We start from the raw sequence: 21013 nt of genomic DNA, 5'->3' as shown, positions 1-21013 counted from the left end.
ACGAAACAGCTTCGGGTTGTGAGGTTAAGCGACTAAGCGTACACGGTGGATGCCCTGGCAGTCAGAGGCGATGAAGGACGTGCTAATCTGCGATAAGCGTCGGTAAGGTGATATGAACCGTTATAACCGGCGATTTCCGAATGGGGAAACCCAGTGTGTTTCGACACACTATCGTTAAGTGAATACATAGCTTAACGAAGCGAACCGGGGGAACTGAAACATCTAAGTACCCCGAGGAAAAGAAATCAACCGAGATTCCCCCAGTAGCGGCGAGCGAACGGGGAGGAGCCCAGAGTCTGAATCAGCGCGTGTGTTAGTGGAACGGTCTGGAAAGTCCGGCGGTACAGGGTGATAGCCCCGTACACTAAAATGCACACGTTGTGAACTCGAAGAGTAGGGCGGGACACGTGGTATCCTGTCTGAATATGGGGGACCATCCTCCAAGGCTAAATACTCCTGACTGACCGATAGTGAACCAGTACCGTGAGGGAAAGGCGAAAAGAACCCCGGCGAGGGGAGTGAAAAAGAACCTGAAACCGTGTACGTACAAGCAGTGGGAGCCTACTTGTTAGGTGACTGCGTACCTTTTGTATAATGGGTCAGCGACTTATATTCTGTAGCAAGGTTAACCGTATAGGGGAGCCGCAGGGAAACCGAGTCTTAACTGGGCGTTAAGTTGCAGGGTATAGACCCGAAACCCGGTGATCTAGCCATGGGCAGGTTGAAGGTTGGGTAACACTAACTGGAGGACCGAACCGACTAATGTTGAAAAATTAGCGGATGACTTGTGGCTGGGGGTGAAAGGCCAATCAAACCGGGAGATAGCTGGTTCTCCCCGAAAGCTATTTAGGTAGCGCCTCGTGAATTCATCTTCGGGGGTAGAGCACTGTTTCGGCTAGGGGGTCATCCCGACTTACCAACCCGATGCAAACTACGAATACCGAAGAATGTTATCACGGGAGACACACGGCGGGTGCTAACGTCCGTCGTGAAGAGGGAAACAACCCAGACCGCCAGCTAAGGTCCCAAAGTCATGGTTAAGTGGGAAACGATGTGGGAAGGCACAGACAGCCAGGATGTTGGCTTAGAAGCAGCCATCATTTAAAGAAAGCGTAATAGCTCACTGGTCGAGTCGGCCTGCGCGGAAGATGTAACGGGGCTAAACCATGCACCGAAGCTGCGGCAGCGACACTATGTGTTGTTGGGTAGGGGAGCGTTCTGTAAGCCGTTGAAGGTGGCCTGTGAGGGTTGCTGGAGGTATCAGAAGTGCGAATGCTGACATAAGTAACGATAAAGCGGGTGAAAAGCCCGCTCGCCGGAAGACCAAGGGTTCCTGTCCAACGTTAATCGGGGCAGGGTGAGTCGACCCCTAAGGCGAGGCCGAAAGGCGTAGTCGATGGGAAACAGGTTAATATTCCTGTACTCGGTGTTACTGCGAAGGGGGGACGGAGAAGGCTATGTTAGCCGGGCGACGGTTGTCCCGGTTTAAGCATGTAGGCGGAGCGTTTAGGTAAATCCGGACGCTTGTTAACGCTGAGGTGTGATGACGAGGCACTACGGTGCTGAAGTAACAAATGCCCTGCTTCCAGGAAAAGCCTCTAAGCATCAGGTAACATCAAATCGTACCCCAAACCGACACAGGTGGTCAGGTAGAGAATACCAAGGCGCTTGAGAGAACTCGGGTGAAGGAACTAGGCAAAATGGTGCCGTAACTTCGGGAGAAGGCACGCTGATGGTAAGTGAAGTGACTTGCTCATGGAGCTGAAATCAGTCGAAGATACCAGCTGGCTGCAACTGTTTATTAAAAACACAGCACTGTGCAAACACGAAAGTGGACGTATACGGTGTGACGCCTGCCCGGTGCCGGAAGGTTAATTGATGGGGTTATCCGTAAGGAGAAGCTCTTGATCGAAGCCCCGGTAAACGGCGGCCGTAACTATAACGGTCCTAAGGTAGCGAAATTCCTTGTCGGGTAAGTTCCGACCTGCACGAATGGCGTAATGATGGCCAGGCTGTCTCCACCCGAGACTCAGTGAAATTGAACTCGCTGTGAAGATGCAGTGTACCCGCGGCAAGACGGAAAGACCCCGTGAACCTTTACTATAGCTTGACACTGAACATTGAGCCTTGATGTGTAGGATAGGTGGGAGGCTTTGAAGCGTGGACGCCAGTCTGCGTGGAGCCAACCTTGAAATACCACCCTTTAATGTTTGATGTTCTAACGTAGACCCGTGATCCGGGTTGCGGACAGTGTCTGGTGGGTAGTTTGACTGGGGCGGTCTCCTCCCAAAGAGTAACGGAGGAGCACGAAGGTTAGCTAATCCTGGTCGGACATCAGGAGGTTAGTGCAATGGCATAAGCTAGCTTGACTGCGAGCGTGACGGCGCGAGCAGGTGCGAAAGCAGGTCATAGTGATCCGGTGGTTCTGAATGGAAGGGCCATCGCTCAACGGATAAAAGGTACTCCGGGGATAACAGGCTGATACCGCCCAAGAGTTCATATCGACGGCGGTGTTTGGCACCTCGATGTCGGCTCATCACATCCTGGGGCTGAAGTAGGTCCCAAGGGTACGGCTGTTCGCCGTTTAAAGTGGTACGCGAGCTGGGTTTAGAACGTCGTGAGACAGTTCGGTCCCTATCTGCCGTGGGCGCTGGAGAATTGAGGGGGGCTGCTCCTAGTACGAGAGGACCGGAGTGGACGCATCACTGGTGTTCGGGTTGTCATGCCAATGGCATTGCCCGGTAGCTAAATGCGGAAAAGATAAGTGCTGAAAGCATCTAAGCACGAAACTTGCCCCGAGATGAGTTCTCCCTGACTCCTTGAGAGTCCTGAAGGAACGTTGAAGACGACGACGTTGATAGGTCGGGTGTGTAAGCGTAGCGATACGTTGAGCTAACCGATACTAATGAACCGTGAGGCTTAACCTTACAACGCCAAAGCTGTTTTGGTGGACAGAGAGAAGATTTTCAGCCTGATACAGATTAGTTGATGCGTCTTCAGGACGTGTTGATAACAGAATTTGCCTGGCGGCGATAGCGCGGTGGTCCCACCTGACCCCATGCCGAACTCAGAAGTGAAACGCCGTAGCGCCGATGGTAGTGTGGGGTCTCCCCATGTGAGAGTAGGGAACTGCCAGGCATCAAATTTAGTGTGCTGATATGGCTCAGTTGGTAGAGCGCACCCTTGGTAAGGGTGAGGTCCCCAGTTCGACTCTGGGTATCAGCACCAGTTTTTAGGTTAAAGTTCGGTACTTTGAAAAGAATTTGCCTGGCGACGAGAGCGCGGTGGTCCCACCTGACCCCATGCCGAACTCAGAAGTGAAACGCCGTAGCGCCGATGGTAGTGTGGGGTCTCCCCATGTGAGAGTAGGGAATTGCCAGGCATCAAATAAAGCAAAAGGCTCAGTCGAAAGACTGAGCCTTTTGCTTATCTGTTGTTTGCCGGTGAGTAGTTGCAACGGCCACGGAATGTGGCGGGCAGGAAAGCCCGGCGTACATCAGGCCCAAATAATATAAAAGGGCTCCGTCTTGCGACGGGGCCCTTTGTTTTATCTGCTAGTAAGCCGCTGTGCTCAAACTTAACGAGTTAACGCCACAATCCCAAGAGTTAAACCGGCAACGGCTGCAGCGCCGCCTGCGATAGCGCCTGCCGTTTCCCAGTTATCCTGGGTGGTCCCTTTCATACAGGTGTTGGTATGGACCAGTCTGCCCTCAGAATCATAGACCGGCACGCAGGGGGAATCGTGAGCACAGCCTGCGAGTAAAGTCGCCAGCAGTGACACTATAATTAATTTTTTCATGACAGGACCTCTGAATAAACCGCCTGGTGGTATCGATTCAGATACATGACGGAATGCGTTATTTTACCATCAGCAATATCAGGGCCCGGCAGGCGAAATAATCTCAATTTATGACCAGCGTAAACATCATGGAGAAGGCTGTGGGATTATGTGGAAAATATGCAGAGTGGAGCAAAGAAATCTATTTTTGACGGCTTCGTAAGCCAGGTGCGGTGAAAGGTCTGAAACTAATACTTTAGCTCTCTGGTCTTGAGTGGGAGGGTATCAGCCGTTAAACAGCGCAGAGGGTATCATATGCCGATGAGAGCGCCCAGAATCCACGACATTGACTTCCCGGCCACCTCTTTGGGGCAGGCTAATATTTTACCAACGATCGCGTGATGTGCGTTTTATTCACTTTCATGTCGCACGCGCTGTTGCAGCAGAAAGATGTTTAGGGGAGAGAGGAGCCAGAAAATAAAAAGGCGCTTCCCCATGCCGAAGAGCGCCTTTTATCACCAGCAATTAACTGATTAGTATCAGTTCATGCCGTATTTTTTCAGTTTTTTACGCAGAGTACCACGGTTGATACCCATCATCAGGGCCGCACGGGTCTGGTTACCACGGGTGTATTGCATCACCATGTCCAACAGGGGCTGTTCAACTTCAGCCAGTACTAGCTCATACAGGTCATTCACATCCTGACCATTCAGTTGAGCAAAATAGTTCTTCAGTGCCTGTTTAACCGAGTCACGCAGGGGTTTTTGAGTTACCTGATCCTGAGAGTTAACGGTAGAAACGGTCAGTACGTCAGAATTTACGCGTTGTTCGAACATAGTTCTGTCAGCTCTTTATTTCATTACGCAAGATTTTCGAAGTATGCCTCCAACGCCTCCAGCTGTTCGCTGGCATCCTCTATGGCGTTGAATGTGCGCCGAAACTGGTCATTTGGAGCGTGCTCCTGGAGATACCAGGATACGTGTTTACGCGCAATTCGGTACCCTTTTGCCTGACCGTAAAAGTCATGCAATTCCCGAACATGTGCGCAAAGTAAGCGCTTAACCTCTGCCAGTGGCAGTGGCGCAAGCAGCTCTCCAGTGTCCAGATAATGCTGGATTTCCCGAAAGATCCAGGGTCTTCCCTGAGCTGCGCGTCCTATCATCAGAGCATCAGCTCCCGTATAGTCGAGCACAGCTCTGGCTTTAAGCGGGTCAGTAATGTCACCATTCGCGATAATCGGAATGGAAACTTTCTGCTTAACTGCCCGAATGCTGTCGTATTCAGCTTCGCCATTGAACAAACAGGCGCGAGTGCGTCCATGAATGGTCAGAGCCTGAATGCCGCAGTCTTCGGCCAGTTGGGCAATCTCTACACAGTTACGGTGTTCCGGCTCCCAACCGGTGCGAATCTTGAGTGTCACAGGAACGTCCACTGCCTTGACGACCGCCGTCAGGATTAACTTCACCTGATCGGGATACTGCAAGAGGGCTGAACCTGCGAGCTTACGATTCACCTTTTTCGCCGGGCACCCCATATTAATATCAATAATCTGGGCACCGCTTTCCACGTTAATCCGGGCGGCTGCGGCCATCTCTTCCGGTACGCTACCGGCGATTTGCACGGTACGAATACCGGGCTCATCAACGTGCACCATCCGTAAACGGGACTTGTCACTCTCCCAAACCTGAGGGTTGGAGGACATCATCTCGGAAACGGTTAAACCGGCTCCCATCTCATAACACAACGTCCTGAATGGTCTGTCAGTGATGCCAGCCATAGGCGCTGCGATCAGGCGATTTCTGAGCTGATAGTGTCCGATGCGCATGAATTAAGAAATGACCATACTGTGACTGCAAGGCGGCGTATATTACGCATTTTTTGCACGAGATGAAAGGCCAAACTTTGAGCAATCCTCTGTCACAGATCAATGAATCGAGTATCGATATAAAAGTGATGATTAAATTACCATATTAATCATTGCCTTAATCAATAGCGGATAATTTGTGCCCATTTATAAAATCGCAAAACTTCTCGATTTTTCTTAGAAAAAGGTGGTCATTGACGGTATAAAACGCTGTTTTTGTAGCCAAAAAAGCGCTTCGTAATGCGATCTGGCTCTCATTTCTTGACGTCATTCAGCGGTTACTGGAAACAAAGGGCGGCCCGCAGGCCGCACTGCGGAGTTATTTGCGCTGGCCGGTAATGCGGCACCACTCTTCTTTCTCCACCACCGGGTCGAGAGTAAAGCGATCGATATACGCCTCGCAGACGCTTTCCGCCTGGCTGGCAAGAATACCGGAAAGGCCCAGCAGACCGCCTGAAACGGGCAGCACGCTGATTAACGGGGCTAGCTCACGTAATGGGCCTGCCAGAATGTTGGCGACCACGACATCGGCGCTCAGCGCGTCTGGCTGGTCCTGCGGTAAGTAAAGTTCCAGACGGTCAGAGACGCCATTGCGTTCGGCGTTATCACGGCTGGCCTGAATCGCCTGGGGGTCGATATCAATGCCGATTGCTTTGGCTGCGCCGAGCTTTAGCGCGGCAATGGCCAGGATGCCCGAACCACAGCCGAAATCGATGATCGTTTTGCCCGTCAGATCCAGGCTATCCAGCCACTGCAGGCACAGCGAGGTGGTCGGGTGCGTGCCAGTACCAAATGCGAGGCCCGGATCGAGCATCACGTTGACCGCGTTTTCATCCGGCACGTCACGCCAGCTCGGGCAAATCCACAGGCGCTCGCCGAAACGCATCGGGTGGAAGTTATCCATCCATTCGCGTTCCCAGTCTTTATCTTCCAGCTGTTCGATTTTATGCGCAAAACCCGTTCCCAGCAGTGGATGGTTCTCAAGGATAGCCACGACCTCATGCATATCGCTTTCGGCATCAAACAGGCCGATAACATCAGTATCGCCCCACAGGCGGGTTTCGCCCGGCAGCGGTTCGAATACCGGTGTATCGTGGGTATCCTGGAAGGTGATGGAGACTGCACCAGCCTCCATCAGCGCGTCACTCAGCTCTTCAGCGTGTGCGCCGGTGGTGTTCAGTTTCAGTTGGATCCATGGCATAGCAAAACTCTTTATTTGTCAGTAGTCATAATAGGGGCCGGTGGTACGGGTTGACCAAAACGGTTTCCCACCACAAAAGCCAGCAAACTTAGCAGCAGCGAGGGCACGATCGGATGAAAGCCCAGGTACTGAATCTTGAACGTGGCGAGAACGGCATACAGTATGCCGCCGACCAGCATGGCGCTGAGCGCACCGGCCGCATTCGCACGCTCCCAATAAAGTCCCAGCACGAGCGGCCATAAGAACACCGCTTCCAGGCCACCAAAGGCTAACAGGTTCAGCCAGATGATCATCTCAGGTGGTCGCCAGGCCGCCAGCAGCAGCAGCGCGCCGAGAATCAGCGTAATCAGCGCCGACATCCGCTTCAGGCGTTTCTCGTTATGCAGCTGCTCCGGGTGCAGGTTCAGGTACAAATCCTTAATGATCGTAGCGGAACTCTGTAATAACTGCGCGTTGATCGTCGACATGATCGCCGCCATCGGTGCAGCAAGGAAGATCCCGGCGGCAAACGGCGGCAGCACTTTCACCATCAGCGTCGGGATCACCAGATCCGGAATAGTCAGATCCGGGATCACTGCACGTCCCAGGGCGCCGGCGAGATGCATACCAAACATCAGGATCGCCACCACGATGGTACCGAGAATAATCCCGCGGTGCACCGCTTTGCTGTCTTTATAGGAGATACAGCGCACCGCCGTATGCGGCAGCCCGATAACCCCAAAACAGACCAGCACCCAGAAAGAGGTCATAAAGGTCGGTGACAGAATATCGTCTGCTCCCTGAGGAGCAACCAGCTTCGGATCGATGTGTTCCAGGGTCTGCACCGCCTGGCTCAGCCCCCCCGCGGCATGAACGATCCCGACCAGCAGCACGATGGTGCCAACCAGCATCACCAGCCCCTGCATTGCGTCATTCAGCACGCTGGCGCGAAAGCCGCCGAAAGCAGTGTAGAGCGCGATACTGATGCCGAAAATCAGCAGGCCGGTTTCGTACGGGATACCGGCAGCGGTTTCTAGTAATCGCGCGCCGCCGATAAACTGCACCGTCATTGCGCCGATAAACGCAACCAGCAGGCTGAGGCTTGCCAGCCACACCAGCAGACGGCTTTGGTAGCGAGCGAACAGCATATCGTTGAGGGTCACCGCGTTATAACGACGGGCAAGGATCGCGAATTTTTTTCCCAGCACGCCCAGAGACAACCACACGGCAGGCAGCTGGATCATCGCCAGCAGAACCCAGCCAAGCCCGTATTTATAGGCCGCACCCGGGCCACCAATGAATGAACTGGCGCTGATATAGGTGGCGGTCAGGGTCATGGCCAGCACGAAGCCGCCCATTGAACGGCTGCCGAGAAAATATTCGTTGAGGAAGGTGCCGGTCGTGCGTTTGCGCATCGCATAAATCGACAGGCCAAACACCACCACCAGGTAGGCGACCAGCGGCAGGATCACTTCAGGCTGCATCGTCATCCTCCAGAGGAATATCGCAGTAGATAAACTTCACCATGGCCCAGCACAGCAGCGTAAACAGCAGGGGCACCAGCAGGCAGGCCATTTCGAACCAGTGCGGCAGACCGGTGATGCCAATGCCATTACCCGGTAGGTAAGCCGTTACCAGCCAGGCGGCAAGATAGAGAAGGGTCAGCCACAGCGCCCAGCGCGCTTCTTTGTGGGCCTGAACAAACCGTTTGTCCATTTTTAAGTCCCGGGAGGATGAAGAAAGCGGGGATTGTACCGCATGGTAAAGACGAGGGGAGAGAAAAAGAAAAAAGGCCGGATTAACCGGCCTTTTGCTGCATGGGCAGGATTATTTTTCCTGCAGACCGAGTTTTTTCTCCAGATAGTGGATGTTGGTTCCACCGTGCTGGAAATTCTCGTCATTCATGATACGAATCTGCAGATCGACGTTGGTTTTGATACCATCGATGATCAGTTCCTGCAGCGCATTTTTCATGCGTGAGATGGCAACATCACGGTTTTCACCGTAGCAAATCAGCTTGCCAATCATTGAGTCATAGTACGGAGGCACGGTATAGCCTGCGTAGATATGAGACTCCCAGCGCACACCAAAACCGCCAGGCGCGTGGAAGCGGGTAATTTTTCCCGGGCTCGGCAGGAAGGTGTTCGGGTCTTCGGCGTTGATACGGCATTCAACCGCATGGCCACGGACATGAACTTCTTCTTGCTTGATGGACAGCGGTTGACCCGCAGCAATACGCAGCTGTTCTTTGATCAGGTCAACGCCGGTGATCATTTCAGTGACCGGGTGTTCAACCTGAATACGGGTATTCATCTCAATGAAGTAGAACTCGCCGTTTTCGAACAGGAACTCGAAAGTCCCGGCGCCACGATAGCCGATATCGACACAGGCTTTGGAGCAGCGCTCGCCGATGTAACGGCGTAGTTCGGGAGTAATACCCGGTGCTGGCGCTTCTTCGACCACTTTCTGGTGACGACGCTGCATAGAACAGTCGCGCTCTGCCAGATAGATAGCATTGCCCTGGCCGTCAGCCAGTACCTGGATCTCGATGTGACGCGGATTTTCCAGGTACTTTTCCATGTAGACCATGTCATTGTTGAACGCGGCTTTTGCTTCAGCTTTGGTCATGGAGATGGATTGCGCCAGTTCGGCATCGCTGCGCACAACGCGCATACCGCGACCGCCGCCGCCGCCGGACGCTTTGATGATAACCGGGTAGCCGATGCGTTTCGCATGGGCACGGTTAGCATCCATATCTTCGCCCAGAGGGCCGTCAGAACCTGGAACGGTAGGAACCCCCGCTTTCTTCATCGCGGTGATGGCCGACACTTTGTCGCCCATCAGGCGAATAGTGTCGGCTTTCGGGCCGATAAAGATAAAGCCAGAACGTTCTACCTGCTCGGCGAAGTTCGCGTTCTCCGAGAGGAAGCCGTAGCCCGGGTGGATAGCCACTGCACCGGTGATTTCAGCCGCGCTGATGATCGCCGGGATATTCAGATAGCTTTTTACGGACGGAGCCGGGCCGATACAGACCGTCTCATCCGCTAACAATACGTGTTTTAGATCGCGATCCGCAGTGGAGTGCACAGCAACGGTCTTGATGCCCAGTTCTTTACAGGCACGCAGGATACGCAGTGCAATCTCGCCACGGTTGGCGATAACAATTTTATCCAGCATGTTCGCCTCGTTACTCGATGACTACTAGCGGCTCGTCAAATTCTACCGGTTGGCCACTTTCGATCAGAATGGCTTTCACCACGCCGGCTTTATCGGCTTCGATCTGGTTCATCATTTTCATTGCTTCTACGATGCACAGGGTGTCGCCCACGTTAACTTTCTGACCGATTTCCACAAACGCTTTAGCGTCCGGGCTCGGGGTACGGTAGAAAGTACCGACCATTGGGGAACGTACGATGTGACCGCTGATTTCTGCTTTCGCCGGTGCTTCTGCCTGAGCGGCAGCTGCTGGTACTGTCGCTGCAACCGGAGCCTGCATCATTGGTGCGGCATAGGCCTGTTGCATGACCGGGTAGCCCGCATTCGGTGCGGCACGGCTGATGCGTACAGACTCTTCGCCTTCAGAAATTTCCAGTTCGGAGATGCCTGATTCTTCAACCAGCTCGATCAGCTTTTTAATCTTACGAATATCCATGAGTGGGTTCCGTACTCTTTGTTTAGTGTGATTGTGACAGGCGTTTTACCGCCGTCTGTAAAGCGTATGAATAGCCGTCCGCACCAAGTCCGCAGATGACGCCCGAGGCGATATCCGACAGATAGGAGTGGTGACGGAACGGTTCGCGTGCATGTACGTTGCTCAGGTGGATCTCGATAAACGGGATACTCACCGCAAGTAACGCATCGCGGATAGCCACGCTGGTGTGCGTAAACGCGGCCGGATTAATCAGGATATAGTCCACAGTGTCTTTAGCCTGATGAATTCGGTCGATGAGCGCGAATTCCGCATTGGACTGCAGGTGATCCAGCGTTACATTCAAAGCCGAGGCTTCTGACTGCAATTGGTTAACAATCTCAGAAAGCTTAAGGGTTCCGTACTTCTCAGGCTCGCGTGTTCCAAGCATGTTAAGGTTGGGTCCGTTTAAAAGCAAAATGCGAAACTTGTCAGCCATTGTGCGGCTATCTCCTGCCATTCTCGGGTAAAAAACAAAATATACCTTCGAAGCGCGCTTGTCACCTTTTCAGAGTCCGAAAACCCCGTCAGGAAAACCAAAGTCGCACATTATAACGATTTCGTAGCATTTGGCAGCTAAATACTGGTCTTATCAGGGAAGATTATCAACCGCTATTGTTAAAAGCGTCGCGGTTGATAAAAGATCTGCGGGAAACTGCACATATCCGGTGATTAACGCCACCACTGACGGAACTTCTTGTAACGCCATACTAAAAGCAGTGCGGCGAGTACCGCATAAATCACCGGTTGTGGGGATAAAATTTTCACCGACCACAGGTAATGAACTGGTGCGAGGATCGCCACCAGATAGACGAAGTTGTGCAATGTTTGCCAGCGACGACCTAATTTTCGCTGTAGTGCCTGGGTAGAAGTCGCGGCCAGCACCAGCAAAATCAACCAACTGATAAAACCCAGGGTGAGATACGGTCTGCTAACCACCTCTGAACCCAGCAGCGCCAGGTTGTTGATCCCTAACTCCAGCAATGTGTAACTGGTGAGATGCAGCGTCGCCCAAGCGAAACACCATAATCCCAACAAACGGCGGGTACGAATCAATAATGGTTGTTTAGCGTAGCGTGCCAGCGGCGAAACAAGCAAGGTCGCGAGCAAAAATTTAAGAGCCATCCTACCGGTAAAGTGTTGAATATCTTTTGCCGGGTCGGCGCTAAAGTAGCCTTGCTGTCTGGCCCAGAACAGCCAGATGAACGGTAAAAAACCAGCCAGGTGGAGAGCCACTTTCAGCCAGGTAATCTGTTTTACACTCAGGCGCACTAGTAGTTCTCCCGCAAATTGAGACCCCGATAGAGCGATGCCACGTCGTCGGCATAGCCGTTGAATAACAAAGTTGGTTGACGCTTAACGTCGAGCACGCCCCCTGAACCGATAAAGCGTTCTGTGGCCTGCGACCAGCGAGGATGATCGACATGCGGATTCACATTGGCGTAGAAGCCATATTCTTCCGGACCCGCCAGATTCCAGGTGGTGGGGGGACGCTCGCGGGTCAGCTCGATACTGACGATAGATTTAATGCCTTTAAAACCATATTTCCACGGCACGGTCAGGCGCACCGGCGCCCCATTTTGCGGCGGCAGGGCTTTCCCGTAAACGCCGACGCTCAATAACGTCAGGGGATGCATCGCTTCGTCCAGTCGCAACCCTTCCACATAAGGATAAGCCAGTCCGCCGCCGATAAAGCGGTCTTTCTGCCCCGGCATCTGGTCCGGCGCGTAGATCGTTTTAAACGCCACAAACCGGGCATTGCTGGTGGGTTCAACCAGCGTCAGCAGTTTATGCAACGGGAAACCGACCCACGGCACCACCATCGACCAGGCCTCTACGCAGCGCATCCGGTAAATGCGTTCTTCCAGTGGAAAACGCCTGGTGAGGTCATCATGATCAAGAGTCAGCGGTTTAGCGACTTCACCGCCAATAGTCAGCGTCCAGGGGTCAGTTCGCAGGCTGCCTGCATTGGCGGCGGGGTCGGCTTTATCGAGGCCAAATTCATAGAAATTGTTGTAGCCCGCGACTTTATCTTCTGGCGTGAGTGCGAGTGAGTTTTGCCATTGTGCGGGTTTGTCGAAGGTTAATGCTTTACCTGCCGGGGCGGGAGGGCGGTCATGGCCTTTGAACCAATCCAGAAGATCGGCCTGGGCGACAGGAGAAAGTGAAAGGGCCGTAGCGGTAATACCGAGCGTTTTTAGCACCTGGCGGCGCTGCAGCATAAAAACGGATTCGGCCGTTACATCGGCTTCCGTGAGTTTTTTGGGTTTCATGACATCCTCCGGCATGCTTTTTTCTAAGCATGACGGAGGCGAAGCGTTATCGCGAATATGTCACGAAAAATTGCAGATTAGGCGATCTTCACCAGCGTCCGGCCCTGGATCTGGTTATTGATGATTTTGTCGGCGAATGCCGGCGCTTCTGCGAGGGCGATCTCAGTGGTGCTGGTGGCGTAGAATGATTCCGGTAGATCGCGGACCAGACGTTGCCAGGCTTCCGCGCGGCGTGCCGGTGGGGTCATCACGGAGTCCACGCCCTGTAGACGGACGTTACGCAAAATAAATGGCATAACCGTGGTGGGCAGCGCGAAACCTCCAGCCAGGCCACAGGCGGCGACGCAACCACCATAGTTCATCTGTGCCAGCACTTTCGCCAGCACTTTATCCCCGACGGTATCAACCGCGCCAGCCCACAGCTGTTTTTCCAGCGGACGGGTTTCGGCAAACTCTTCACGCCCGAGAATGCGTTGAGCGCCTAGGCTTTTCAGGTATTCATGCGTGCTTTCGCGACCCGAGACCGCGACGACCTGGTAACCAAGCTGATGCAGCAGCGCAATGGCGGTGCTGCCAACGCCGCCGCTGGCGCCCGTCACCACGATCTCACCGTCCTGCGGGCGAATACCAGCATCTTCCAGCGCCATCACGCACAGCATGGCGGTAAAACCGGCGGTGCCGATAGCCATAGCTTTGCGGCCATCCAGGCCTGCGGGCATGGCGACCAGCCAGTCACCTTTCACCCGGGCACGCTCTGCCAGGCCGCCCCAGTGGTTTTCACCGACGCCCCAGCCGGTCAGCAGCACTTTCTGGCCACTGTGGAAGCGGGGATCTTCGCTGGCGTGAACCGTGCCGGCGAAATCGATGCCAGGAATCATCGGAAAGTTTCGAATGATTTTTCCCTTGCCGGTGATTGCCAGCGCATCTTTATAGTTGAGGCTGGACCACTGAATATCGACGGTTACATCGCCTTGCGGCAGCTGCCCTGCGTCGATGGTTTGCACCGAAGAGATTGTTTTGCCATCTTGCTGTTCTAATATTAAAGCCTGCATATGCGGGTCCTTATATGTACAAAGATTGGAAAAATTTTTCTGCAGACTATACTCGCTATCGGCATTATTACGCCGATTTAACGCAATAAATTGCCAGATACGCCAGCTTTGATAGTATGCCTCGCGCTTTAGAAAGTTAGTGCTTACTTTAGGTATAGTGCTAGTACAGGAGCCTGAATTTCTATCGGGCGGTCATTCACTCGCGGAGTTAACACAGGGATGCGATTAACGACGAAGTTCTCAGCATTTGTTACGCTGCTTACCAGCCTGACCATCTTTGTCACGCTTATAGGCGCTTCGCTGAGTTTCTATAACGGTATCCAGCTCAAAATGGAGAATCGCATCCAGGCTGTGGCGACGATGTTGGATAACCGCCTGGTGACTTCTTCCTTTGATAAGCTTGAGCCGCAGATGGATGAGCTGATGACGCCGGTCGAGATCGTCCGGGTGGATTTCCTGCTCGGCGGGAAGTCGGTATACAGCCACTCTCGTAGCGACAGCTATCGTCCGCCGGGAAGTAATAATCAGTATCGTGAAATCATTGTACCGTCGTTAAAACACCCGGGGATGACGTTTCATCTGGTCTATCTCGACCCGATGGTGAACTATTTCCGCGCGCTGCATACCACTGCACCATTATCTATTGCTATTGGCTTGATGGTGCTGGCGATTTTCTTCTCCGTACGCTGGGTTCGTCGTCAACTGGCGGGGCAGGAGCTGCTGGAAATGAGGGCGGCGCGCATCCTCAGCGGCGAGCGCGGCCCTCAGGTGAGAGGGTCGGTACACGAGTGGCCAGCGAGTACCAGTAGCGCGCTGGATATGCTGCTTTCTGAACTGCAATTTGCCAGCGATCAGCGCAGCCGTATGGATACACTTATTCGTTCTTATGCCGCGCAGGATTCGAAAACCGGGCTAAGCAATCGCCTGTTTTTTGATAATCAGCTGGCTACCCTGCTGGAAGATCAGGAAAAAGTCGGGTCACACGGTATCGTCATGATGATTCGTCTGCCGGAGTTCGACCTGCTCCGTGATAACTGGGGACGCGCGGCTGCCGAAGAGCATTACTTCACGCTCATCAACCTGCTTTCTACTTTTATTATGCGTTACCCAGGCGCGCTGCTGGCGCGTTATCACCGCAGTGATTTTGCGGTGCTCCTCCCTCATCGCACCTTAAAAGAAGCCGATAGCATTGCCGGACTGCTGTTAAAAGCGGTTGATGCACTGCCTCCGACCCGCATTCTTGACCGTGACGACATGATGCATATCGGCATCTGTGCTTTCCGTAGTGGCCAGACCGCGGCACAGGTGATGGAACGTGCTGAGGCTGCCACCCGCAATGCGGTACTACAGGGCAGCAATAGCTGGGCAGTTTATGATGATTCGTTACCGGAGAAAGGGCGCGGTAACGTCCGTTGGCGCACGCTGATTGAGCAGATGCTCAGTCGCGGGGGACCCCGTTTGTATCAGAAACCGGCGGTAACGCGTGACGGTCGGGTTCATCATCGCGAACTGATGTCACGACTGTACGACGGGACGGAAGAGGTTATCGCGGCGGAATATATGCCGATGGTGCAGCAGTTTGGCCTGGCGGAAGAGTATGACCGCCTGCAGGTAACGCGACTGCTGCCGTTTTTAAGCTTTTGGCCAGAAGAAAACCTGGCGCTGCAGGTTACCGTTGAGTCATTGATCCGGCCGCGTTTTCAGCGCTGGTTGCGTGATACTTTGATGCAATGTGAAAAATCGCAACGGCGACGGATTATTTTTGAACTTGCAGAGGCAGATGTTTGTCAATATATCGGCCGCTTACAACCGGTCATGCGCCTGGTGAACGCTTTGGGTATACGTGTGGCGGTTGTTCAGGCTGGATTAACGCTGGTTGGAACCAGCTGGATCAAGCAGTTGGACGTCGAAGTCATTAAGCTGCATCCGGGGCTGTCGCGCAATATAGAAAAGCGCAGTGAGAACCAGCTGCTGGTGCAGAGCCTGGTGGAAGCCTGTAAGGGCATGCCGGTTCAGGTTTTTGCCACGGGAGTCCGGAGCCGTAGCGAGTGGCAGGTGCTGTCTCAGTGCGGTGTCACCGGTGGTCAGGGGGAATTTTTTGCCGCCTCACAGCCACTTGACACAAATGTGAAAAAATATTCGCAAAGATACTCGGTTTGATCTGCCGTTTAGCGTGATTTCACGTAGAATAACGCGCGCCATAGTGAAGGGGGTGTGCTTGTCTACCTGCCGGATTATCGCAATGTAAATGCCAGTAAATGACCTTTAACGGGTTACGGATTCAAGCGCGGAGCGCTGCTGAACATTTCAGCACTGAATGGACCCGGTAAATTTGTAACAAAGGACATGAACTGCACTAATTTTCACCGTAGCAGATGATTTTTGCGCCTTGTCGCTGCTGCGTGTGGTTGGTAAAGTAAGCGGATTTTGTTTTCCGCCCCAGCTTTCAGGATTATCCCTTAGTATGTTAAAAAAATTTCGTGGCATGTTTTCCAATGACCTGTCCATTGACCTGGGTACTGCGAATACCCTCATCTATGTAAAAGGACAAGGCATCGTATTGAATGAGCCTTCAGTTGTGGCCATTCGTCAGGATCGTGCCGGTTCGCCGAAAAGCGTCGCTGCTGTTGGTCATGAAGCGAAGCAGATGCTCGGGCGTACTCCGGGCAATATCGCGGCGATTCGCCCGATGAAAGACGGCGTCATTGCCGACTTCTTCGTTACTGAAAAGATGCTCCAGCACTTCATCAAACAGGTGCATAGCAATAGCTTCATGCGTCCGAGCCCGCGTGTTCTGGTGTGTGTGCCGGTTGGCGCGACACAGGTTGAACGTCGTGCGATTCGTGAATCTGCGCAGGGCGCTGGCGCGCGTGAAGTCTTCCTGATTGAAGAGCCGATGGCGGCTGCAATCGGTGCGGGCCTGCCGGTATCTGAAGCCACCGGTTCAATGGTGGTGGATATTGGTGGTGGTACCACAGAAGTGGCGGTTATCTCCCTGAACGGCGTGGTGTACTCCTCTTCCGTACGTATCGGCGGTGACCGTTTCGATGAAGCCGTGATTAATTATGTGCGTCGTAACTACGGCTCACTGATCGGTGAAGCGACAGCTGAACGTATCAAGCATGAAATCGGCTCGGCATACCCGGGTGATGAAGTGCGTGAGATCGAAGTTCGTGGTCGTAACCTGGCAGAAGGTGTGCCACGTGGCTTTACCCTGAACTCAAATGAAATTCTCGAAGCCCTGCAGGAACCGCTGACCGGCATCGTGAGCGCGGTAATGGTCGCACTGGAACAGTGTCCGCCAGAACTGGCTTCTGATATCTCCGAGCGCGGCATGGTGCTGACTGGCGGTGGTGCGCTGCTGCGTAACCTTGACCGTCTGTTGATGGAAGAGACAGGTATTCCTGTCGTAGTTGCAGAAGATCCACTGACTTGCGTCGCGCGTGGCGGCGGTAAAGCGCTGGAAATGATCGACATGCACGGCGGCGACTTGTTTAGCGAAGAGTAGTCAGCCGAAGGTCTGGGGTAGTCGTAAACGCTACCCCTGGTCTTAACTGACACGAGAATACGCATAGCCTATGAAGCCAATTTTTAGCCGTGGCCCGTCGCTACAGATTCGCCTTATTCTGGCGGTTTTGGTGGCGCTTGGCGTGATTATCGCCGACAGCCGCTTAGGTACGTTCAGTCAGATCCGAACGTATATGGACACAGCCGTCAGTCCTTTCTACTTTGTCTCAAATGGTCCCCGGGAATTACTGGACAGCGTGTCGCAAACGCTGGCTACCCGCGATCAGCTCGAACTGGAAAACCGTGCACTGCGCCAGGAGTTGCTGTTAAAGAACAGCGATTTGCTGATGCTGGGTCAGTACAAGCAGGAGAACGCGCGTCTGCGTGAACTGCTGGGTTCGCCCCTGCGCCAGGATGAGCAAAAAATGGTGACCCAGGTCATCTCAACGGTTAACGATCCTTACAGCGATCAGGTTGTCATCGATAAAGGCAGCGTCAACGGCGTTTATGAAGGCCAGCCGGTGATCAGTGACAAAGGTGTTGTCGGCCAGGTCGTGGCGGTGGCGAAGCTGACCAGCCGCGTTCTGCTGATTTGCGATGCGACCCATGCCTTGCCTATTCAGGTACTGCGTAATGATATCCGCGTGATTGCGGCCGGGAACGGCTGTACAGACGATTTGCAACTGGAACACCTGCCGGCCAATACCGATATTCGCGTCGGTGATGTGCTGGTGACCTCTGGTCTCGGTGGGCGCTTCCCGGAAGGTTACCCGGTCGGGGTGGTTTCTTCCGTGAAGCTGGATACGCAGCGTGCCTATACGGTTATTCAGGCGCGTCCGACCGCCGGTCTGCAGCGTCTGCGCTACCTGCTGCTGCTGTGGGGTGCCGATCGCAACGGGGCTAACCCGATGACACCGGAAGAAGTCCATCGTGTGGCCAATGAGCGCCTGATGCAGATGATGCCGCAGGTTCTGCCGGCGCCGGATGCTATGGGGCCGCAAATGCCTGCGCCAGCAACTGGCCTGACGCCACCTGCGCAACCTCTGCCTGCAGGGGGGCAATAGTGGCAAGCTACCGAAGCCAGGGACGCTGGGTTATCTGGCTCTCGTTTCTTATCGCTCTATTGCTGCAGGTCATGCCCTGGCCGGCGGATCTTACCGTCTACCGGCCAAACTGGGTGTTCCTTATTCTGCTTTACTGGATCCTCGCCTTACCGCATCGAGTCAACGTCGGCACCGGTTTCGTGATGGGGGCGATCCTTGACCTCATCAGCGGGTCGACACTGGGCGTTCGCGCACTATCGTTAAGTATCATTGCTTATCTGGTCGCTCTGAAATATCAGCTGTTCCGTAATCTGGCACTCTGGCAGCAGGCGCTGGTGGTCATGATGCTATCGCTCGCGGTGGATATCGTTGTTTTCTGGTCAGAGTTTTTAGTGATCAACGTCTCTTTCCGTCCGGAAGTGTTCTGGAGTAGTGTAGTAAACGGTGTGCTGTGGCCCTGGTTATTCCTCCTGATGCGTAAGGTGCGTCAGCAATTTGCGGTGCAATAAGGTTGATATGATGATGTTGTATCTCGCTTCTGGCTCTCCGCGTCGGCAGGAATTGCTGACGCAAATGGGTCTGTGTTTTGAACGTCTGGTTCCCGGCATTGAGGAACAACGTTTGCCGCAGGAGAGCGCTGAGCATTATGTCGTTCGTCTGGCGCGCGAAAAAGCGCAGGCGGGCGTGACTCTGGCCGAACGGGATCTGCCGGTGCTGGGTGCGGATACCATCGTCATACTGAACGGCGAAGTGCTGGAAAAACCCCGCGACGCTGGCCATGCCGCAGAGATGCTGCGTATGCTTTCCGGTAAAACGCATCAGGTCATGACGGCCGTGGCGTTGGCTGACAAGCAACAGACGCTGGATTGCCTGGTGATGACGGAAGTGACCTTCCGCCTGCTCTCAGAGCAGGATATTGCCGGCTACGTGGCCAGCGGCGAACCGCTCGATAAAGCAGGTGCATACGGTATTCAAGGGTTGGGTGGCTGTTTCGTCAGGAAGATAAATGGCAGCTATCACGCCGTAGTCGGCTTACCGCTGGTAGAAACGTATGAGTTGCTGAGTAACTTTAACTCACTGCGTGAAGAAAAGGGATAAAGATGACGGCTGAACTACTCGTTAACGTAACACCATCAGAGACGCGCGTTGCGTACATTGATGGCGGTATTCTGCAGGAAATTCATATTGAGCGTGAAGCGCGGCGCGGGATCGTAGGCAATATCTACAAAGGGCGTGTCAGTCGTGTGCTGCCGGGAATGCAGGCGGCTTTTGTAGATATTGGCCTGGATAAAGCCGCATTCCTGCATGCGTCAGATATTATGCCGCATACCGAATGCGTTGCCGGGGAAGAGCAAAAGCAGTTCACCGTGCGTGATATTTCTGAGCTGGTGCGCCAGGGCCAGGACCTGATGGTACAGGTGGTGAAAGATCCCCTCGGCACTAAAGGCGCCCGCCTGACCACCGATATTACGCTCCCCTCCCGCTATCTGGTGTTTATGCCCGGGGCTTCTCACGTTGGCGTATCCCAGCGTATTGAAAGTGAAGCGGAACGCGAACGGTTGAAGCGCGTGGTGGCCGACTACTGTGATGAGCAGGGCGGCTTTATCATTCGTACCGCCGCGGAAGGTGTACACGAACAGGAACTGGCTGCCGATGCCGCGTATCTTAAGCGGGTCTGGACCAAGGTCATGGAGCGTAAGAAACGTCAGCAGACGCGCTATCAACTCTACGGCGAGCTGGCGCTGGCTCAGCGCGTGCTGCGTGACTTTGCCGACGAACACCTCGATCGCATTCGCGTCGACTCTCGCCTGACTTATGAATCGCTGGTCGAGTTTACTGCCGAATATATGCCTGAGATGACCAGCAAGCTGGAGCATTACAGCGGTCGCCAGCCAATCTTCGATCTCTTTGACGTTGAGAACGAGATCCAGCGTGCGCTGGAGCGCAAAGTAGAGCTGAAATCTGGTGGCTATCTGGTTATCGACCAGACGGAAGCGATGACCACCGTGGATATCAACACCGGTGCATTCGTGGGCCACCGTAATCTCGACGATACCATCTTCAATACCAATATCGAGGCGACTCAAGCCATTGCCCGCCAGCTACGTCTGCGCAATCTGGGCGGTATTATTATCATTGATTTCATTGATATGAATAATGAGGATCACCGCCGCCGGGTACTGCATTCACTGGAGCAGGCACTGAGTAAAGACCGGGTAAAAACCAGTATTAACGGTTTCTCTCAGCTTGGGCTGGTGGAAATGACGCGTAAGCGTACGCGTGAAAGCGTTGAGCATGTATTGTGTAAAGACTGCCCTACCTGTCATGGCCGCGGTACGGTGAAATCGGTCGAAACCGTGTGCTATGAAATCATGCGTGAGATTGTCCGTGTGCACCATGCCTACGATTCCGATCGTTTCCTGGTCTATGCTTCTCCTGCTGTTGCGGAAACGTTGAAAGGGGAAGAGTCGCACGCGCTAGCGGAAGTCGAAATCTTTGTTGGCAAGCAGGTCAAAGTTCAAATTGAGCCGCTCTATAATCAAGAGCAGTTCGATGTCGTTATGATGTAATCATCCGGCAGCCTCTGTTCACGCATTTATGGACACAAACTGGCGATGCTTCACCGTA

The 21013-nt window shown here is 53.7% G+C and carries 18 protein-coding genes, 1 tRNA gene and 3 rRNA genes; 10 read left to right on the top strand and 12 right to left on the bottom strand.

All coding sequences use genetic code 11. The features are described 5' to 3' along the window. The first annotated feature begins 22 nt into the window (after positions 1-22). From ACMYSO_RS11565 to rrf (ACMYSO_RS11550), 4 genes are all read left to right on the top strand, one after another. A 23S ribosomal RNA gene (locus tag ACMYSO_RS11565) occupies positions 23-2927 on the top strand. Positions 2928-3022: 95 nt separating this feature from the next. Next, a 5S ribosomal RNA gene (gene rrf, locus ACMYSO_RS11560) occupies positions 3023-3138 on the top strand. Positions 3139-3152: 14 nt separating this feature from the next. Next, positions 3153-3228: transfer RNA gene (locus ACMYSO_RS11555), tRNA-Thr, on the top strand. Positions 3229-3266: 38 nt separating this feature from the next. Beyond that, positions 3267-3382 (top strand): 5S ribosomal RNA (gene rrf, locus ACMYSO_RS11550). Between the two features lie 195 nt (positions 3383-3577). On the opposite strand, the gene ACMYSO_RS11545 is transcribed toward rrf (ACMYSO_RS11550), so the two are convergent. The 12 genes from ACMYSO_RS11545 to acuI all read right to left on the bottom strand — a co-directional run bounded on the left by ACMYSO_RS11545 (position 3578) and on the right by acuI (position 13835). Continuing rightward, entirely contained in the window at positions 3578-3799 is a 222-nt protein-coding gene (locus ACMYSO_RS11545; protein ID WP_434582818.1) for a hypothetical protein, read from the bottom strand. A 518-nt stretch (positions 3800-4317) separates the two neighbouring features. After that, the gene (gene fis, locus ACMYSO_RS11540) at positions 4318-4614 is read right to left on the bottom strand and encodes a DNA-binding transcriptional regulator Fis (protein WP_000462905.1); all 297 of its coding nucleotides are present in this window, start codon (positions 4612-4614) and stop codon (positions 4318-4320) included. A gap of 23 nt (positions 4615-4637) precedes the next feature. Further along, positions 4638-5603: a tRNA dihydrouridine synthase DusB gene (gene dusB, locus ACMYSO_RS11535; protein ID WP_434582843.1), complete on the bottom strand. Its 966-nt coding sequence runs from the start codon at positions 5601-5603 to the stop codon at positions 4638-4640. Between the two features lie 358 nt (positions 5604-5961). Continuing rightward, a complete protein-coding gene (gene prmA, locus ACMYSO_RS11530) occupies positions 5962-6843 on the bottom strand; it encodes a 50S ribosomal protein L11 methyltransferase (protein ID WP_434670574.1) in 882 nt (293 codons plus the stop codon). Positions 6844-6854: 11 nt separating this feature from the next. After that, positions 6855-8306, bottom strand: a complete 1452-nt coding sequence (panF, locus tag ACMYSO_RS11525; protein ID WP_123756258.1) for a sodium/pantothenate symporter — start codon at positions 8304-8306, stop codon at positions 6855-6857. Then, complete coding sequence (locus tag ACMYSO_RS11520; RefSeq protein ID WP_434670573.1) at positions 8296-8538, bottom strand: YhdT family protein; 243 nt, start codon at positions 8536-8538, stop codon at positions 8296-8298. Before ACMYSO_RS11520 ends, panF begins: the two co-directional genes overlap by 11 nt. 111 nt (positions 8539-8649) lie before the next feature. After that, positions 8650-9999, bottom strand: a complete 1350-nt coding sequence (accC, locus tag ACMYSO_RS11515) for an acetyl-CoA carboxylase biotin carboxylase subunit (protein ID WP_123756260.1) — start codon at positions 9997-9999, stop codon at positions 8650-8652. Between the two features lie 10 nt (positions 10000-10009). Then, a complete protein-coding gene (gene accB, locus ACMYSO_RS11510) occupies positions 10010-10474 on the bottom strand; it encodes an acetyl-CoA carboxylase biotin carboxyl carrier protein (RefSeq protein ID WP_434670572.1) in 465 nt (154 codons plus the stop codon). Positions 10475-10496: 22 nt separating this feature from the next. Next, positions 10497-10949, bottom strand: coding sequence for a type II 3-dehydroquinate dehydratase (aroQ, locus tag ACMYSO_RS11505; RefSeq protein WP_123756262.1), 453 nt, complete (start codon positions 10947-10949; stop codon positions 10497-10499). Between the two features lie 233 nt (positions 10950-11182). Next, positions 11183-11782 (bottom strand): protein-methionine-sulfoxide reductase heme-binding subunit MsrQ, encoded by a 600-nt coding sequence (msrQ, locus tag ACMYSO_RS11500; RefSeq protein ID WP_434670571.1) that lies wholly within the window; start codon positions 11780-11782, stop codon positions 11183-11185. Beyond that, complete coding sequence (msrP, locus tag ACMYSO_RS11495) at positions 11782-12783, bottom strand: protein-methionine-sulfoxide reductase catalytic subunit MsrP (protein ID WP_434670569.1); 1002 nt, start codon at positions 12781-12783, stop codon at positions 11782-11784. Before msrP ends, msrQ begins: the two co-directional genes overlap by 1 nt. Before the next feature lie 77 nt (positions 12784-12860). After that, a complete protein-coding gene (gene acuI, locus ACMYSO_RS11490; protein WP_434670567.1) occupies positions 12861-13835 on the bottom strand; it encodes an acrylyl-CoA reductase (NADPH) in 975 nt (324 codons plus the stop codon). A 219-nt stretch (positions 13836-14054) separates the two neighbouring features. Here acuI and csrD point away from each other — a divergent pair, with 219 nt between their 5' ends. The 6 genes from csrD (at position 14055) to rng (ending at position 20955) form a co-directional block, all read left to right on the top strand. Next, positions 14055-15995 carry an RNase E specificity factor CsrD gene (gene csrD / locus ACMYSO_RS11485; RefSeq protein ID WP_434670566.1) on the top strand — a complete coding sequence of 647 codons (1941 nt, stop codon included), beginning with the start codon at positions 14055-14057 and terminating at the stop codon, positions 15993-15995. 304 nt (positions 15996-16299) lie between these two features. Next, positions 16300-17343 (top strand): rod shape-determining protein MreB, encoded by a 1044-nt coding sequence (mreB, locus tag ACMYSO_RS11480; RefSeq protein WP_002918653.1) that lies wholly within the window; start codon positions 16300-16302, stop codon positions 17341-17343. A 70-nt stretch (positions 17344-17413) separates the two neighbouring features. Beyond that, entirely contained in the window at positions 17414-18406 is a 993-nt protein-coding gene (gene mreC, locus ACMYSO_RS11475) for a rod shape-determining protein MreC (RefSeq protein ID WP_123756267.1), read from the top strand. Then, on the top strand, positions 18406-18894 hold the full coding sequence (gene mreD / locus ACMYSO_RS11470; RefSeq protein ID WP_123756268.1) for a rod shape-determining protein MreD: 489 nt from the start codon (positions 18406-18408) through the stop codon (positions 18892-18894). Before mreC ends, mreD begins: the two co-directional genes overlap by 1 nt. Before the next feature lie 7 nt (positions 18895-18901). Next, positions 18902-19483: a Maf family protein gene (locus ACMYSO_RS11465; RefSeq protein ID WP_434670564.1), complete on the top strand. Its 582-nt coding sequence runs from the start codon at positions 18902-18904 to the stop codon at positions 19481-19483. 2 nt (positions 19484-19485) lie between these two features. Then, on the top strand, positions 19486-20955 hold the full coding sequence (gene rng, locus ACMYSO_RS11460) for a ribonuclease G (RefSeq protein WP_123756270.1): 1470 nt from the start codon (positions 19486-19488) through the stop codon (positions 20953-20955). Positions 20956-21013 lie beyond the last annotated feature (58 nt).

The sequence above is a fragment of the Klebsiella sp. B345 genome (genome assembly GCF_051131735.1).
Lineage (GTDB): Bacteria > Pseudomonadota > Gammaproteobacteria > Enterobacterales > Enterobacteriaceae > Klebsiella.
This window is presented reverse-complemented; position numbering and strand designations above follow the sequence as displayed.

What these genes read in the sequence shown, in the direction of transcription:
- ACMYSO_RS11545 (WP_434582818.1), bottom strand. Translation starts at nt 3,799, where the DNA reads ATGAAAAAATTAATTATAGTGTCACTGCTGGCGACTTTACTCGCAGGC.
- fis (WP_000462905.1), bottom strand. Translation starts at nt 4,614, where the DNA reads ATGTTCGAACAACGCGTAAATTCTGACGTACTGACCGTTTCTACCGTT.
- dusB (WP_434582843.1), bottom strand. Translation starts at nt 5,603, where the DNA reads ATGCGCATCGGACACTATCAGCTCAGAAATCGCCTGATCGCAGCGCCT.
- prmA (WP_434670574.1), bottom strand. Translation starts at nt 6,843, where the DNA reads ATGCCATGGATCCAACTGAAACTGAACACCACCGGCGCACACGCTGAA.
- panF (WP_123756258.1), bottom strand. Translation starts at nt 8,306, where the DNA reads ATGCAGCCTGAAGTGATCCTGCCGCTGGTCGCCTACCTGGTGGTGGTG.
- ACMYSO_RS11520 (WP_434670573.1), bottom strand. Translation starts at nt 8,538, where the DNA reads ATGGACAAACGGTTTGTTCAGGCCCACAAAGAAGCGCGCTGGGCGCTG.
- accC (WP_123756260.1), bottom strand. Translation starts at nt 9,999, where the DNA reads ATGCTGGATAAAATTGTTATCGCCAACCGTGGCGAGATTGCACTGCGT.
- accB (WP_434670572.1), bottom strand. Translation starts at nt 10,474, where the DNA reads ATGGATATTCGTAAGATTAAAAAGCTGATCGAGCTGGTTGAAGAATCA.
- aroQ (WP_123756262.1), bottom strand. Translation starts at nt 10,949, where the DNA reads ATGGCTGACAAGTTTCGCATTTTGCTTTTAAACGGACCCAACCTTAAC.
- msrP (WP_434670569.1), bottom strand. Translation starts at nt 12,783, where the DNA reads ATGAAACCCAAAAAACTCACGGAAGCCGATGTAACGGCCGAATCCGTT.
- acuI (WP_434670567.1), bottom strand. Translation starts at nt 13,835, where the DNA reads ATGCAGGCTTTAATATTAGAACAGCAAGATGGCAAAACAATCTCTTCG.
- csrD (WP_434670566.1), top strand. Translation starts at nt 14,055, where the DNA reads ATGCGATTAACGACGAAGTTCTCAGCATTTGTTACGCTGCTTACCAGC.
- mreB (WP_002918653.1), top strand. Translation starts at nt 16,300, where the DNA reads ATGTTAAAAAAATTTCGTGGCATGTTTTCCAATGACCTGTCCATTGAC.
- mreC (WP_123756267.1), top strand. Translation starts at nt 17,414, where the DNA reads ATGAAGCCAATTTTTAGCCGTGGCCCGTCGCTACAGATTCGCCTTATT.
- ACMYSO_RS11465 (WP_434670564.1), top strand. Translation starts at nt 18,902, where the DNA reads ATGATGATGTTGTATCTCGCTTCTGGCTCTCCGCGTCGGCAGGAATTG.
- rng (WP_123756270.1), top strand. Translation starts at nt 19,486, where the DNA reads ATGACGGCTGAACTACTCGTTAACGTAACACCATCAGAGACGCGCGTT.